Source organism: Streptomyces sp. NPDC047014 (genome assembly GCF_040644195.1).
In the GTDB taxonomy this organism is placed as follows: Bacteria; Actinomycetota; Actinomycetes; order Streptomycetales; family Streptomycetaceae; genus Streptomyces.
Genome location: NZ_JBEYVX010000011.1, coordinates 1 through 14,160, shown reverse-complemented (window position 1 = coordinate 14,160; position 14,160 = coordinate 1). Strand labels below are relative to the sequence as shown.

Genomic DNA, 14,160 nt, shown 5'->3' with positions numbered 1-14,160 from the left:
TATGAAGGAGTAACACCATGCCGCGTCCCGCAAAGGGTGCCCGTCTGGGCGGCTCCGCCGCGCACGAGAAGCACCTTCTCGCGAACCTCGCGAAGGCGCTCTTCGAGCACGGCCGCATCACCACCACCGAGGCCAAGGCCCGCCGCCTGCGTCCCTACGCCGAGCGTCTGGTCACCAAGGCCAAGAAGGGCGACATCCACAACCGTCGCCTGGTGCTGCAGACGATCACGGACAAGAGCATCGTGCACACGCTGTTCACCGAGATCGCCCCGCGCTACGAGAACCGCCCCGGTGGTTACACGCGCATCACCAAGATCGGCAACCGTCGTGGCGACAACGCCCCGATGGCCGTGATCGAGCTGGTCGAGGCCCTGACCGTGGCCCAGCAGGCCACCGGTGAGGCCGAGGCCGCCACGAAGCGCGCCGCCAAGGACGCCGAGGCCAAGACCGAGGCTCCCGCCGAGACCGAGGCCACCGAGGCGCCCGCCGCCGAGGAGACCAAGGAAGCCTGATCCCGGCGGCCCGGTTCCCCGGGTCACGGATCGAGCTGAACGGCTCTGAACGGGCCCGCCCCTTCCCGGGGGCGGGCCCGTTCCGCATGTGCGACCTTCTGAGAGGATCGGTCACGTGAGTGACGAGGTGGAGCCCGGCCGTGTCCGGGTGCGGCTGGACCTGAGCTACGACGGCAAGGACTTCTCCGGCTGGGCGAAGCAGCGCACGCTGCGCACCGTCCAGGGCGAGCTGGAGAGCGCCCTGCAGACCGTCATGCGGCTCAAGGAGCCCGTCGAGCTGACCGTGGCCGGTCGCACCGACGCCGGCGTGCACGCCCGCGGGCAGGTCGCGCAGTTCGACCTGGCCGAGGAGGTCTGGGCCGAGCACCACGACAAGCTGCTGCGCCGCCTCGCGGGCCGGCTGCCGCACGACGTACGGGTCTGGAAGGTCGCCGAGGCTCCCGAGGGCTTCAACGCGCGCTTCTCCGCGATCTGGCGCCGCTACGCCTACCGCGTCGGCGACCACCAGGGCGGGGTGGACCCGCTGCGCCGCGGGCACGTGCTGTGGCACCAGTGGCCGCTGGACGTGGACGCCATGAACGAAGCCTCGGCCGCGCTGCTCGGCGAGCACGACTTCGCCGCGTACTGCAAGAAGCGCGAGGGCGCCACGACGATCCGTACGCTCCAGCAGCTCAGCTGGCAGCGGGCGGAGGACGGGATCATCACCGCGACCGTCCGCGCCGACGCCTTCTGCCACAACATGGTCCGCTCCCTGGTCGGCGCCCTGCTGCACGTCGGTGACGGACACCGCCCCACCGACTGGCCCGGCACGGTGCTCGCCGCGGCCGTACGGGACTCCTCCGTGCACGTGGTCAAGCCGCACGGGCTGACCCTGGAGGAGGTCGGCTACCCGGCCGACGAGCTGCTGGCCGCCCGCAGCAAGGAGGCGCGCAACCTGCGGACCCTCCCGGCGGCCGGCTGCTGCTGAGCCCGCGCCCGGGAATCCGTTTGGGCGGAACGCGGGCGGGCCGGGACAATGCCCCGCATGGGACATCTCGAAGCCAGCCACCTGGAGTACTACCTTCCCGACGGGCGGGTCCTGCTCCCCGACGTCTCCTTCCGCGTGGGGGAGGGGGCGGTGGTCGCCCTGGTGGGGGCGAACGGGGCCGGCAAGACCACCCTGCTCAAGCTGATCTCCGGCGAGTACCAGCCGCACGGCGGCGCCGTCACCCACAGCGGCGGGCTCGGCGTGATGTCGCAGTTCGTGGGCTCCGTGCGGGACGAGACGACCGTACGGGACCTGCTCGTCTCGGTGGCCCAGCCGCGGATCCGGGCGGCCGCCGCGGCCGTGGACCGCGCCGAGAAGCTGATCATGACGGTGGACGACGAGGCCGCGCAGATGGACTACGCGCAGGCGCTCAGCGACTGGGCCGATGTCCAGGGCTACGAGGCGGAGACCCTGTGGGACGTCTGCACCATGGCCGCGCTGGACATCCCGTACGACCGGGCGCAGTTCCGCGAGGTGCGCACGCTGTCGGGCGGTGAGCAGAAGCGGCTGGTGCTGGAGGCGCTGCTGCGCGGGCCGGACGAGGTGCTGCTGCTCGACGAGCCGGACAACTACCTCGACGTCCCCGGCAAGCGGTGGCTGGAGGAGCAGCTGAAGGCCACCCGCAAGACGGTGCTCTTCGTCTCGCACGACCGGGAGCTGCTGTCCCGGGCCGCCGAGAAGATCATCAGCCTGGAGCCGAGCCCGACGGGTACGGACGTCTGGGTGCACGGCGCCGGCTTCGGCACCTACCACGAGGCCCGCAAGGAGCGCTTCGCCCGCTTCGAGGAGCTGAAACGGCGCTGGGACGAGGAGCACGCCCGCCTCAAGGCCCTGGTGCTGCGGCTGCGCAACCAGGCCGCGAGCAGCCCCGACATGGCCTCCCGCTACCGGGCGATGCAGACCCGCTTCCAGAAGTTCGAGGAGGCCGGCCCGCCGCCGGAGCCGCCGCGCGAGCAGGAGATCCGGATGCGGCTCAAGGGCGGCCGTACGGGGGTGCGCGCGCTCACCGTGGAGAACCTGGAGCTGACGGGGCTGATGAAGCCCTTCTCGCTGGAGGTGTTCTACGGGGAGCGGGTCGCGGTCCTGGGCTCGAACGGCTCCGGCAAGTCGCACTTCCTGCGGCTGCTGGCCGGCGAGGACGTCGGGCACACCGGCACGTGGAAGCTCGGCGCCCGTGTGGTGCCCGGCCACTTCGCGCAGACCCACGCCCACCCGGAGCTGTTCGGCCGCACCCTCGTCGACATCCTGTGGACGGAGGCGGCCAAGCCGCTGGGCGCGGCCATGGCCGTACTGCGCCGCTACGAGCTGGAGCGCCAGGGGGAGCAGAAGTTCGAGAAGCTCTCCGGCGGCCAGCAGGCGCGGTTCCAGATCCTGCTGCTGGAGCTGGCGGGCACCACGGCGCTGCTGCTGGACGAGCCGACGGACAACCTGGACCTGGAGTCGGCGGAAGCCCTCCAGGACGGCCTGGAGACCTACGAGGGCACGGTGCTGTGCGTCACGCACGACCGGTGGTTCGCGCGCACATTTGACCGCTTCCTGGTCTTCGGTTCGGACGGTGTGGTGCGGGAGACTCAGGAGCCCGTCTGGGACGAACGCAGGGTCGAGCGCAAGCGCTGAGGGTTGGGGGAGAGGCACGTGGGCCTGTGGCCTGGCATCTGGCTCGTGAAGCGGCAGGCGTGGCAGGAGCGGGCCCCGGCCGGCGCGGTGGCCGCGTGGCTGCTGCGGCCGGCCTCCCGGCCCTGGCAGGTGCTCTCCCTCGCCGTGCTCCTCGGGATCTGCGTCTCCGCGAGCCTGCGGGAGAACTGGGGCTCCGACAACGCCTTCGTGGTGAAGGCGGCCGACACGCTGCTGGCGGGCGGGTCCCCGTACGAGGACAAGCGGTTCCTCTACCTGCCCAGCGCGGTGCTGATGGCGGTGCCGGAGGCGCTGGTGCCGCGCGGGGTGCTGCGCTGGATCCTGCCGGTGGGGACGGCGGGGCTGCTGGGGGCCGGCTGGCTGGCCGCGCTGCGGCTGTTCTCGGTGCCGGCCCGCTCGCGGTTCGCGGTGGGCGGGATCGCGGTGTTCGCGCTGGCCCACAAGCCCTTCGAGAACCTGGTGCTGATCGGCAACTGGACGGCGATCTCCGCCGCCGCGCTGCCGCTGGCGCTGCTGCTCGCGCACCGCAGGGCGTGGGGGGCGGCCGGGCTGGTGGTGGGGCTGGCCATCGCCTGCAAGCCGATGCTGGTGCCGCTCGGGCTGCTCTTCCTGCTGGCCCGGCGCTGGCGGGCGCTGGCCGCGGCGGTGCTGGTACCGCTGGGGCTCTCGCTGGCGGGGGCGCTGCTGATGCCGAGCCCGACGCTGTTCTTCACCAAGACCCTGCCCTTCCTGCTCCAGGGCCAGGACGCGTACGCCCTGCCCTGGGACGCCTCGCCGATCGCGGTGCTGCCGCGGCTGGGGGTGCCGCAGCCGCTGGCGGTGCTGGTGGCGTTCGCGGGGGCCGGGGCCGGGCTGTGGGCGGCCCTGGTGCGCTGGCGGCGGCCGGATCCGGAGGGCGAGGACGGGGCGCTGCGGCTGGCGGAGACCGCCTGCATGGTGATGCTCGCCGCATTCCTGGTCTCCCGGCCCTCCTTCGACCACTACCTGCTGGTGGTGCTCCCGCTGCTGCTGGCCTCGGCGGTGCGGCCGGGCTCGATGCCCCGTTCCCCCTGGTTCTGGCTGGCCCTGGTGCCGCAGACGGCGCTGGTCCCGTGGCCCTCGGAGCTGGCTCACAAGCGGCGCGCCTTCCGGGACTGCGCCACCCTCTGCGGGCTGGCGTTCCTGCTGGCGCGTCGTGTGCTCCTCTCCGGCCGGGTTACCCTGGAGCCCGTAACAACTGCGGGGTCCCCACCCAGGACCGAACCGGAGTGCGCCGCGACGCCAGCAGAACCGGCATCGCGGACCGCGTTTTGACCCGTACGGGTCTGCTTGGGTATCCTGCTGGTTTGTTATGCGTATTGGCTTTCTCATTCTCACGTGAAAGGGCCTTACGCCGGTCCACCGGACCGATGACCAGCGGTTCACACGGGTTGCGTCCCCGATGTGGACGAGGGCTGTCGTGATCGTCCGTGGTGACCCTGTCAGGACCCTTCCCGAGGGGCTAGCGCCCTCTGGGATGACCCACCACTGAAGAAGCGAAGGCATACGCGTGCGTACGTACAGCCCCAAGCCCGGCGACATCTCGCGCCAGTGGCTCGTCATCGACGCCCAGGACGTCGTCCTCGGCCGTCTGGCGACCCAGGCCGCTGCCCTCCTCCGGGGCAAGCACAAGCCGACCTATGCCCCCCACATGGACATGGGCGACTTCGTCGTCATCATCAACGCCGACAAGGTGCACCTGTCCGGCAACAAGGCTTCCCAGAAGATGGCCTACCGCCACTCCGGTTTCCCGGGCGGTCTGCGCTCCGTGCGTTACGACGACCTCCTGGCGAACAACCCGGAGAAGGCCGTCGAGAAGGCCGTCAAGGGCATGCTCCCCAAGAACACCCTGGGCCGTCAGATGCTCTCGAAGCTGAAGGTCTACTCGGGCGACCAGCACCCCCACGCTGCCCAGCAGCCGGTGCCGTTCGAGATCACCCAGGTCGCGCAGTAGTTCCGGCCACCCCCTAAGACACAGAGAATTCTGAGGAGCATCGTGGCCGAGACCACCGCCGAGACCCCCGTCGACGAGTTCGAGGGCGTCGAGGAGTACACCACCGAGTCCGAGGTCGTCGCCGAGGGCGACTACACCTCCGAGTCCCTTGCCGGTCGCTTCGGTGACCCCCAGCCGGCCGCCGGCCTGGGCCGTCGCAAGAACGCCATCGCCCGCGTCCGGATCGTCCCGGGCACCGGCAAGTGGAAGATCAACGGTCGCACCCTTGAGGACTACTTCCCCAACAAGGTGCACCAGCAGGAAGTCAACGAGCCCTTCAAGCTCCTGGAGCTCGACGGCCGCTACGACGTCATCGCCCGCATCTCGGGTGGCGGCGTCTCCGGTCAGGCCGGCGCCCTGCGCCTCGGTGTGGCCCGCGCGCTGAACGAGGCGGACGTGGACAACAACCGCCCGGCGCTCAAGAAGGCCGGCTTCCTCTCCCGCGACGACCGTGCGGTCGAGCGCAAGAAGGCCGGTCTCAAGAAGGCCCGTAAGGCTCCGCAGTACAGCAAGCGTTAATCTGCGCCTGCTGTTCTGCAACGAAACCGCCCCGGCAGCACTCTCTGTGCTGCCGGGGCGGTTCGTTTACCGCCACAAGCGGCACATACCTCACACAAGCGGTCACACGCGAAGCGCACACTCGGGAGGACAACAGTGGGACGACTCTTCGGGACGGACGGTGTACGCGGCGTCGCCAACGCGGATCTGACGGCGGAGCTCGCGCTCGGCCTCTCCGTGGCGGCTGCCCACGTACTGGCCGAGGCGGGCACCTTCGAGGGCCACCGGCCGACCGCCGTGGTCGGGCGCGATCCCCGCGCCTCCGGCGAATTCCTGGAGGCCGCGGTCGTCGCCGGCCTCGCGAGCGCGGGCGTGGACGTCCTGCGCGTCGGTGTGCTGCCCACCCCGGCGGTGGCGTATCTCACCGGTGCGCTGGGTGCCGACCTCGGTGTGATGCTCTCGGCCAGCCACAACGCCATGCCCGACAACGGCATCAAGTTCTTCGCCCGCGGCGGCCACAAGCTCGCCGACGAGCTGGAGGACCGCATCGAGTCCGTCTACGAGGAGCACCGCACGGGTGCCCCCTGGGACCGGCCCACCGGCTCCGGCGTCGGCCGCGTCTCCGACTACACCGAGGGCTTCGACAAGTACGTCGCCCACCTCATCGGCGTCCTGCCCAACCGCCTCGACGGGCTCAGGATCGTCCTCGACGAGGCCCACGGCGCGGCCGCCTTCGTCTCGCCCGAGGCGTTCGCCCGTGCGGGCGCGGAGGTCGTCACCATCGGCGCCGAGCCGGACGGCCTGAACATCAACGACGGCTGCGGCTCCACCCACCTCGGCCTGCTCAAGGCGGCCGTGGTCGAGCACGGCGCCGCCCTCGGCATCGCGCACGACGGCGACGCGGACCGCTGCCTGGCCGTGGACCACACCGGCGCCGAGATCGACGGCGACCAGATCCTCGCGGTGCTGGCGCTGGCCATGCGCGAGGCGGGGCAGCTGCGCGAGAACACCGTGGTCGGCACGGTCATGTCGAACCTGGGCTTCAAGCTGGCCATGGAGGGCGAGGGCATCCGGGTCGTGCAGACCGGGGTCGGCGACCGGTATGTGCTGGAGGCCATGAAGGAGCACGGCTTCGCGCTCGGCGGCGAGCAGTCCGGGCATGTGATCGTCCTGGACCACGCGACCACCGGCGACGGCACGCTGACCGGCCTGCTGCTCGCGGCCCGCGTCGCGGCTACCGGCCGGTCCCTGGCCGAGCTGGCGGGGGTCATGGCGCGGCTGCCGCAGGTGCTGATCAACGTCCCCGACGTGGACAAGTCCCGCGTGGCCACCTCCGCCGAGCTGGCGACGGCCGTGATCGACGCCGAGCGCGAGCTGGGCACCACCGGCCGCGTGCTGCTCCGTCCGTCCGGTACCGAGCCGCTCGTCCGGGTGATGGTCGAGGCCGCGGACATCGAGCAGGCCCGCGCGGTGGCCGGGCGGCTGGCCGACGCGGTGAAGTCCGCCCTCGGATAGCGGTCCGTACGCAACTCCGCCCGCCCGCGTCCCGGATCAGGTCCGGGGCGCGGGCGGTGTGCGCTTCCACCGGCCGCGCTGGGTGGCCCAGAACAGCTTCCAGCCGTACAGCGTGAGCGTTCCGGCGACCATGATCCCGCCGAGGTTCAGCAGCAGCTGCTCCATCGAGCCCCACATCTGGGCGTACTGCCCGTAGCTGAGGGCCACGGCGGCGTTGGCGGCGGCCGGGACGGTGGTCACCGAGATGGCCACGCCCACCAGTGCCCCGGACTTGGCCGAGGTCAGCGACAGCATCCCGACGATCCCGGCGAGCACGGCCACCACCAGGGAGAACGGGTCCGGGTTCCAGATGAAGGCCGTGTTCGGCCGCGGCCCCTCCAGCATCGTCGCGTCGAACAGCCCGACCGCGGTCATCGCCAGGCTGAACACCGTGGTCACCGCGATCGCCGCCCCGAAGCCGATCAGCAGGGCCGCCAGCGAGCGCCCGGCCAGCCGGGGCCGGCGCTGCACCACCCCGGTGCACACCCCCGCCAGCGGGCCGAACTCGGGGCCGACCGCCATCGCGCCCACGATCAGGATCGCGTTGTCGAGCACCACACCGCAGGCCGCGATCATCGTCGCGACGATCATGAACGCGGCGTAGGTGATGGTGAGGGAGGACTCCTCGTGGGTGGCCTCCGCCAGCTGCTCCCAGATCACCGCGTCCGCTGGCTCCCCGGGCGCCTCCTTCTCGGCCGCGTCGGCGCGCCGGGACAGGGACAGGTCGATGTTTTCGACCGCGATCGAGCCGTCCCGGTCGAGGTGCAGCTCGCGGAGCCCGTGCAGCAGCTGGTCCCCGGCCTCCCGCGCGACATCGCACAGCACCAGATCGCCCCGCGGGTCCCGGGCGGCGCCCGGCAGCACCACCAGATGGGTGGTGCCCACGGTCGACCCGATCAGCTCGACCACCGCCTCCGTCCGGCCGGGCGGGACGATCAGCCTCAGATGCAGCATGTGCGCACGATACGCACCGCGGCGGTCAGAGCTTGCGCAGACTCAGCTTCTGCACCTTGTGGTCGGGGCCCTTGCGGACGACGAGGGTGGCCCGGCCGCGGGTCGGGGCCACGTTCTCCAGCAGGTTGGGCCGGTTGATCGTGCGCCACATCGTCTGCGCGTACTCCAGGGCCTCCTCCTCGGAGACCTGGGTGTACTTGCGGAAGTAGGAGAAGGGGTTCTGGAAGGCGGTCGCGCGCAGCTTCCGGAAGCGGTTGAGGTACCAGCGCTCGATGTCCTCGGGGCGCGCGTCCACGTACACGCTGAAATCGAAGTAGTCGGCGAGCGCCACCCGGGTGCGGCCGTCCGTGCCGGGCAGGGCCGGCTGGAGCACGTTCAGCCCCTCGACGATGAGGATGTCCGGACGGCGTACGACCAGCTCCTCGCCCGGCACGATGTCGTAGATCAGGTGCGAGTAGACGGGCGCGCGCACCTCGTCCTTGCCCGCCTTGATGTCGGCGACGAAGCGGGTCAGCGCGCGGCGGTCGTAGGACTCCGGGAAGCCCTTGCGGGAGGTGAGCCCGCGCCGCTGGAGCTCCTTCATCGGGTACAGGAACCCGTCGGTGGTGACCAGCTCCACGCGCGGGTGCTCGGGCCAGCGGGCCAGCAGGGCCTGGAGCAGGCGGGCCACGGTGGACTTGCCGACGGCGACGGAGCCGGCGACGCCTATGACGAAGGGGGTGCCGGACTGGGCGCCGTGGCCGTTGCCCGCGTCGCCGAGGAAGGTGTTGAGGGTGCCGCGCAGGTTGCTGGTGGCGCCGACGTACAGGTTGAGGAGGCGGGAGAGCGGCAGGTAGACGTCGCGGACCTCGTCGAGGTCGATGACGTCACCGAGGCCGCGCAGCCGCTCCACCTCGTCGGCGGTGAGCGGCAGCGGGGTCCGCTCGCGCAGGGCGCTCCACTCGGCGCGGGTGAGGTCGACGTACGGGGAAGCCTCGGGGCCCCGGCGGTGCGCGGGGCGTGGTGGCTGCCCCTCCCGGCCGGTGTGCTCCGTTGCACCCTCGGGCGTGCTGCTTCGTGGCGGCGAAGTGATCACACCGCCATTGTCGTGGCTGGGGGCCGCTTGTGGGTGGTGGGGTCGGTCACGTGGCCGGGGGGACGGGCCTCCGTACGGTCTCGCGCCGGTCACGATATGGCGCGGGTGTGCGAAATTCGCCCGTCGGTGATCGTTTGCTTCTGTAGATTGCGCGTACGCAGTGTCGAGCCGCGCCCGCCTCTGGGGGCGCCGCTCCTGCGTGCCGTTTCTTTCGTTGCTTGTGGGGGAGTCCTTCCGTGCGTACCGCTTTCGTCCGCCGTTCCGTCATGACCGCTTCCGCGGTCTCCCTGGCCGTCCTGGCCACCGCCTGCGGCTCGTCGGACACGTCCGACGCCAAGCCGGACGCCCAGGCCCCGGCCGCCTCCTCCTCGGCCCCGGCCGCCAAGGGCAAGACGGCCGCCGAGCTGGCATCCCTCCTGCTGACGCAGGCGGACGCGCCCAAGGACACGCTGGTGAAGGCGCCCTCCGAGGCGCAGGTCGCCGCTCTCGCGGCCACTTCCGACAAGGCCGAGTGCAAGCCGATCGTCCAGGCCGCCTCCATGGCGCCGCAGGGCACCTCCACCGGGGTGGCCCGTACCAACGTCGGCGGCACCTCGGGCAAGCCCGCGGACCCCAACGCCTCGGAGGCGGACAAGCTCAAGGCCGGCCTGGAGATGCTCAGCGGCGTCACCGGCACCTCCGTGACCCTGACCTCCTACGACGGCAAGGGCGCCGAGGAGGCGTTCGCCGCCTTCAAGACGGCGGGCACCGCCTGCGCGGGCGGGTACACGATGACGCAGGACGGCGACGCCGTGAAGGTCAACAAGGTGACGCCGGGCGACGCCGTCACCGCCGGCGACGAGGCGGTCTCCCTCGTCGCGGACTTCAGCGACGCCGAGACGTCGATGGCCGCCCAGGTGATCGTGGTACGCAAGGGCAACACCCTCGCCACGTTCTCCGTGCAGAACCTCAGCGGCAAGCCCGCGCTGCCGAAGGACATCATCGAGGCGCAGGCCAAGAAGCTCGGCTGACGCCCCGTCGGCCCCGCTCCGACACGCCGAAGGCCCCGCTCCGACACGCCCGTCGGAGCGGGGTTTTCGGCGTGTTCAAGTACGGGGCAGACGCCCGGCCGGGGCGTACGCTGCGCCCTATGTGCGGAATTGTGGGTTACGTGGGAGCGCAGTCTGCGCTCGATGTGGTCATCGCCGGACTGAAGCGGCTGGAGTACCGCGGCTACGACTCGGCGGGAGTCGCCGTCCTCGCCGACGGCGGTCTGGCCACCGCCAAGAAGGCCGGAAAACTCGTCAATCTGGAGAAGGAACTGGTCGGGCACCCGCTGCCGCCCGGTTCCACAGGGCTCGGGCACACCCGGTGGGCGACCCACGGGGGGCCCACCGACGTCAACGCACACCCGCACCTGGACAACGCCGGGCGCGTGGCCGTCGTACACAACGGCATCATCGAGAACTTCGCCGCGCTGCGCGCCGAACTCGCCGAGCGCGGGCACCGGCTGGAGTCCGAGACCGACACCGAGGTCGTCGCCCACCTGCTGGCCGAGCGGTTCTCCGCCACCGGGGACCTCGCGGAGGCCATGCGGCAGGTGTGCCGGCGCCTCGACGGGGCCTTCACCCTGGTGGCCGCGCACGCCGACGCGCCGGACGTGGTGGTCGGCGCGCGCCGCAACTCCCCGCTGGTGGTGGGCGTCGGGGAGGGCGAGAACTTCCTCGCCTCCGACGTGGCCGCGTTCATCGCGCACACCCGCTCCGCGATCGAGCTGGGCCAGGACCAGGTCGTCGAGCTGCGCCGCGAGGGCGTCACCGTCACCGACTTCCACGGGGCGCCCGCCGAGGTGCGGGCCTACCACGTGGACTGGGACGCCTCCGCCGCCGAGAAGGGCGGCTACGACTACTTCATGCTCAAGGAGATCGCGGAGCAGCCGAAGGCCGTCGCGGACACCCTCCTCGGCCGGATCGACGGCAGCGGCACCCTCAGCCTGGACGAGGTGCGCATCCCCGCCTCGGTGCTCCGGGAGATCGACAAGGTCGTCATCGTCGCCTGCGGTACGGCCTACCACGCGGGCATGATCGCGAAGCTGGCCATCGAGCACTGGACCCGCGTCCCCTGCGAGACGGAGCTGGCCAGCGAGTTCCGCTACCGCGACCCGATCCTGGACCAGCGGACGCTGGTGATCGCGATCTCGCAGTCCGGCGAGACCATGGACACCCTGATGGCGCTGCGGCACGCCCGCGAGCAGGGCGCCCGGGTGCTGGCCATCTGCAACACCAACGGCTCCACGATCCCGCGCGAGTCGGACGCCGTGCTCTACACGCACGCCGGCCCCGAGGTCGCCGTCGCCTCCACCAAGGCGTTCCTGACCCAGCTGGTCGCCTGCTACCTCGTGGCCCTCTACCTCGGCCAGGTGCGCGGCACCAAGTGGGGCGACGAGATCCGCGCCGTGGTCCGCGAGCTGTCGGACATCGCGGCCGCCGTGGACACCGTCCTGGAGACCATGGAGCCGGTACGGGCCCTCGCGCGCTCCCTCGCCGACAAGGACACGGTGCTCTTCCTCGGCCGGCACGTCGGCTACCCGGTGGCGCTGGAGGGCGCGCTCAAGCTCAAGGAGCTGGCGTACATGCACGCCGAGGGCTTCGCGGCGGGCGAGCTCAAGCACGGGCCGATCGCGCTCATCGAGAAGGACCTCCCCGTGGTCGTGGTGGTGCCCTCGCCGCGCGGCCGCTCCGTGCTCCACGACAAGATCGTGTCGAACATCCAGGAGATCCGGGCGCGCGGGGCACGGACCATCGTGATCGCGGAGGAGGGCGACGAGGCGGTCGTCCCGTACGCCGACCACCTGATCCGCATCCCGGCCACGCCCACGCTGCTCCAGCCGCTGGTGGCGACGGTCCCGCTCCAGGTGTTCGCCTGCGAGCTGGCGACGGCGCGGGGCAACGAGGTGGACCAGCCGCGTAATCTCGCGAAGTCGGTGACGGTGGAGTAGTCGGGCAGTGGGGTAGTCGTTGTGATTGTCGGCGTCGGGATCGATGTGGCGGAGATCGAGCGGTTCGGCGCGGCGCTGGAGCGCACGCCGAACCTCGCCGGGCGGTTGTTCGTCGAGGCCGAGCTGATGCTGCCGAGCGGCGAGCGGCGCGGGGTCGCCTCGCTCGCCGCCCGGTTCGCGGCGAAGGAGGCGCTGGCCAAGGCGCTCGGCGCACCCGCCGGGCTGCTGTGGACCGACGCCGAGGTGTACGTGGAGGACAGCGGACGGCCGCGGCTGCGCGTGTCGGGGACGGTGGAGGCCAGGGCCCGGGCCCTGGGCGTGACCTCCTGGCACATCTCGCTCAGCCATGACGCGGGAGTGGCGTCCGCGGTGGTGATCGCAGAAGGGTAGGGGGCAGGCCATGCGCACTGCTTACGGCGTGGAGACCGTACGGACCGCGGAGCGGGAGCTGATGGCCCGGCTGCCGGAGGGCGCGCTGATGCGGCGGGCCGCGGCCGGGCTGGCCGCCGTCTGCGCGGGCCTGCTGGCGCGCGGCGGCCGGGTGTACGGGGCGCGGGTCGTGCTGCTCGTCGGCCCCGGTGACAACGGCGGCGACGCGCTGTACGCGGGGGCGCGGCTGGCGCGGCGCGGAGCCGGGGTGACGGCGGTGCCGATGGACCCGGAGCGCATGCATCCGGGCGGGCTGGCCGCGCTGCGGGCGGCGGGCGGGCGCGTGGAGCGGGAGGTGCCGCGGCGGGCCGACCTGGTGCTGGACGGGCTGCTCGGGATCGGCGGGCGGGGCGGGCTGCGGCCGGCGGCCGCAGCGCTGGTGGAGCGGATCCCGGCGGGGGTGCCGGTGGTCGCGGTGGACCTGCCGAGCGGGGTGGACGCGGACACCGGGGAGCTGGCGGGGCCGGCCGTCACGGCGGAGGTGACGGTGACCTTCGGGGCGTACAAGCCCGGCCTGCTCATCGACCCGGGCGCCTCGCACGCGGGCGCGGTGCACCTGGTGGACATCGGGCTGGAGCTGCCGGAGCCGGAGCTGGAGGCGCTGCAGCACGCGGATGTGGCGCGGCTGCTGCCGGAGCCGGGCGCGGCCAGCGACAAGTACCGGCGCGGGGTCGTCGGGATCGTCGCCGGGTCGGCGCAGTACCCCGGCGCGGCGGTGCTCGCGGTGGCGGGGGCGCTGCGCGGGGGCGCGGGCGCGGTGCGGTACGTCGGGCCCGCGGCGGAGGCCGTGCTCGCACGCTACCCGGAGACCCTGATCGGGCCCGGCCGGGTCCAGGCGTGGGTGGTCGGCCCCGGACTGGGCGAGGGGCGCGCCGGGGAGGTCGCGGACCTGCTCGCGGGGGACGCGGCGGTCCTGGTCGACGCCGACGGGCTGCGCGGTCTGGACCCGGAGGTGCTGCGCGCGCGGACGGCCCCGACCCTGCTGACCCCGCACGCGGGCGAGGCGGCGGCGCTGCTCGGGGTGGACCGGGAGTCGGTGGAGGCGGGGCGCCTGGACGCCGTACGGAGGCTCGCGGAGCGGTACGGGGCGACCGTGCTGCTCAAGGGCTCCACCACGCTGGTGGCGACGGCCGGAGCCCGCACGGTCCGGGTCAACCCGACGGGCACGCCGTGGCTGGCCACGGCGGGCAGCGGGGACGTGCTGTCCGGGCTGGCCGGCTCCCTTCTGGCGGCCGGCCTGTCCGGTCCGGACGCCGGCGCGGTGGGCGCGTACCTCCACGGCCTGGCGGCCCGCCGCACAGGAGGCCCCCTCACGGCCCACACCCTGGCCGAAGCCCTGCCCGCGGCGTGGCGGGACGCGACGGCAGTCTGACGCCCGCGCCGCCGTTGCGGGGGCGCCCGGACTTCTTCGGGACCGTCCCGGAGAAGACGTAGTCGCCGTTCTGCATGCCCGGGTCGGTGACCTTGGCGAAGGGGGCGGCCTCCAGG

General features: G+C 72.4%; 13 protein-coding genes and 1 pseudogene. 11 read left to right on the top strand and 3 right to left on the bottom strand.

What is annotated here, in order from left to right; genetic code table 11:
• Positions 1-17 precede the first annotated feature (17 nt).
• The 7 genes from rplQ (at position 18) to glmM (ending at position 7,198) form a co-directional block, all read left to right on the top strand.
• A complete protein-coding gene (rplQ, locus tag ABZ873_RS09860) occupies positions 18-512 on the top strand; it encodes a 50S ribosomal protein L17 (protein ID WP_360867963.1) in 495 nt (164 codons plus the stop codon).
• 115 nt (positions 513-627) lie between these two features.
• Complete coding sequence (gene truA / locus ABZ873_RS09855; RefSeq protein ID WP_360867960.1) at positions 628-1,479, top strand: tRNA pseudouridine(38-40) synthase TruA; 852 nt, start codon at positions 628-630, stop codon at positions 1,477-1,479.
• A 48-nt stretch (positions 1,480-1,527) separates the two neighbouring features.
• Positions 1,528-3,156 carry an ATP-binding cassette domain-containing protein gene (locus ABZ873_RS09850; protein WP_360867957.1) on the top strand — a complete coding sequence of 543 codons (1,629 nt, stop codon included), beginning with the start codon at positions 1,528-1,530 and terminating at the stop codon, positions 3,154-3,156.
• An 18-nt stretch (positions 3,157-3,174) separates the two neighbouring features.
• Positions 3,175-4,467, top strand: a complete 1,293-nt coding sequence (locus ABZ873_RS09845) for a glycosyltransferase 87 family protein (RefSeq protein WP_360867954.1) — start codon at positions 3,175-3,177, stop codon at positions 4,465-4,467.
• A gap of 235 nt (positions 4,468-4,702) precedes the next feature.
• On the top strand, positions 4,703-5,146 hold the full coding sequence (rplM, locus tag ABZ873_RS09840) for a 50S ribosomal protein L13 (RefSeq protein WP_356851278.1): 444 nt from the start codon (positions 4,703-4,705) through the stop codon (positions 5,144-5,146).
• A gap of 42 nt (positions 5,147-5,188) precedes the next feature.
• Positions 5,189-5,704 carry a 30S ribosomal protein S9 gene (gene rpsI, locus ABZ873_RS09835; protein WP_360867950.1) on the top strand — a complete coding sequence of 172 codons (516 nt, stop codon included), beginning with the start codon at positions 5,189-5,191 and terminating at the stop codon, positions 5,702-5,704.
• 135 nt (positions 5,705-5,839) lie between these two features.
• Positions 5,840-7,198: a phosphoglucosamine mutase gene (gene glmM, locus ABZ873_RS09830; protein ID WP_360867948.1), complete on the top strand. Its 1,359-nt coding sequence runs from the start codon at positions 5,840-5,842 to the stop codon at positions 7,196-7,198.
• A gap of 36 nt (positions 7,199-7,234) precedes the next feature.
• On the opposite strand, the gene ABZ873_RS09825 is transcribed toward glmM, so the two are convergent.
• Together ABZ873_RS09825 and coaA are read right to left on the bottom strand one after the other, a co-directional pair.
• The gene (locus ABZ873_RS09825; protein WP_360867944.1) at positions 7,235-8,191 is read right to left on the bottom strand and encodes a DUF389 domain-containing protein; all 957 of its coding nucleotides are present in this window, start codon (positions 8,189-8,191) and stop codon (positions 7,235-7,237) included.
• Positions 8,192-8,216: 25 nt separating this feature from the next.
• Positions 8,217-9,266 (bottom strand): type I pantothenate kinase, encoded by a 1,050-nt coding sequence (gene coaA, locus ABZ873_RS09820; RefSeq protein ID WP_360867942.1) that lies wholly within the window; start codon positions 9,264-9,266, stop codon positions 8,217-8,219.
• Between the two features lie 266 nt (positions 9,267-9,532).
• Here coaA and ABZ873_RS09815 point away from each other — a divergent pair, with 266 nt between their 5' ends.
• The 4 genes from ABZ873_RS09815 to ABZ873_RS09800 all read left to right on the top strand — a co-directional run bounded on the left by ABZ873_RS09815 (position 9,533) and on the right by ABZ873_RS09800 (position 14,044).
• Positions 9,533-10,276 (top strand): hypothetical protein, encoded by a 744-nt coding sequence (locus tag ABZ873_RS09815; RefSeq protein ID WP_360867939.1) that lies wholly within the window; start codon positions 9,533-9,535, stop codon positions 10,274-10,276.
• Between the two features lie 119 nt (positions 10,277-10,395).
• Positions 10,396-12,243 (top strand): glutamine--fructose-6-phosphate transaminase (isomerizing), encoded by a 1,848-nt coding sequence (glmS, locus tag ABZ873_RS09810; protein WP_360867937.1) that lies wholly within the window; start codon positions 10,396-10,398, stop codon positions 12,241-12,243.
• A gap of 21 nt (positions 12,244-12,264) precedes the next feature.
• Positions 12,265-12,633, top strand: coding sequence for a holo-ACP synthase (locus tag ABZ873_RS09805; protein ID WP_360867934.1), 369 nt, complete (start codon positions 12,265-12,267; stop codon positions 12,631-12,633).
• 10 nt (positions 12,634-12,643) lie between these two features.
• Positions 12,644-14,044 carry an NAD(P)H-hydrate dehydratase gene (locus ABZ873_RS09800; RefSeq protein WP_360867931.1) on the top strand — a complete coding sequence of 467 codons (1,401 nt, stop codon included), beginning with the start codon at positions 12,644-12,646 and terminating at the stop codon, positions 14,042-14,044.
• Between the two features lie 22 nt (positions 14,045-14,066).
• Here ABZ873_RS09800 and ABZ873_RS09795 read toward each other — a convergent pair.
• Positions 14,067-14,160, bottom strand: a pseudogene (locus ABZ873_RS09795) (chitin-binding protein); the annotation flags it as partial.

Excerpts from the sequence above, each read along its gene's own strand:
- glmS (WP_360867937.1), top strand. The coding sequence starts at position 10,396 with ATGTGCGGAATTGTGGGTTACGTGGGAGCGCAGTCTGCGCTCGATGTG.
- ABZ873_RS09825 (WP_360867944.1), bottom strand. The coding sequence starts at position 8,191 with ATGCTGCATCTGAGGCTGATCGTCCCGCCCGGCCGGACGGAGGCGGTG.
- ABZ873_RS09815 (WP_360867939.1), top strand. The coding sequence starts at position 9,533 with ATGACCGCTTCCGCGGTCTCCCTGGCCGTCCTGGCCACCGCCTGCGGC.
- rplQ (WP_360867963.1), top strand. The coding sequence starts at position 18 with ATGCCGCGTCCCGCAAAGGGTGCCCGTCTGGGCGGCTCCGCCGCGCAC.
- ABZ873_RS09800 (WP_360867931.1), top strand. The coding sequence starts at position 12,644 with ATGCGCACTGCTTACGGCGTGGAGACCGTACGGACCGCGGAGCGGGAG.
- ABZ873_RS09850 (WP_360867957.1), top strand. The coding sequence starts at position 1,528 with ATGCCCCGCATGGGACATCTCGAAGCCAGCCACCTGGAGTACTACCTT.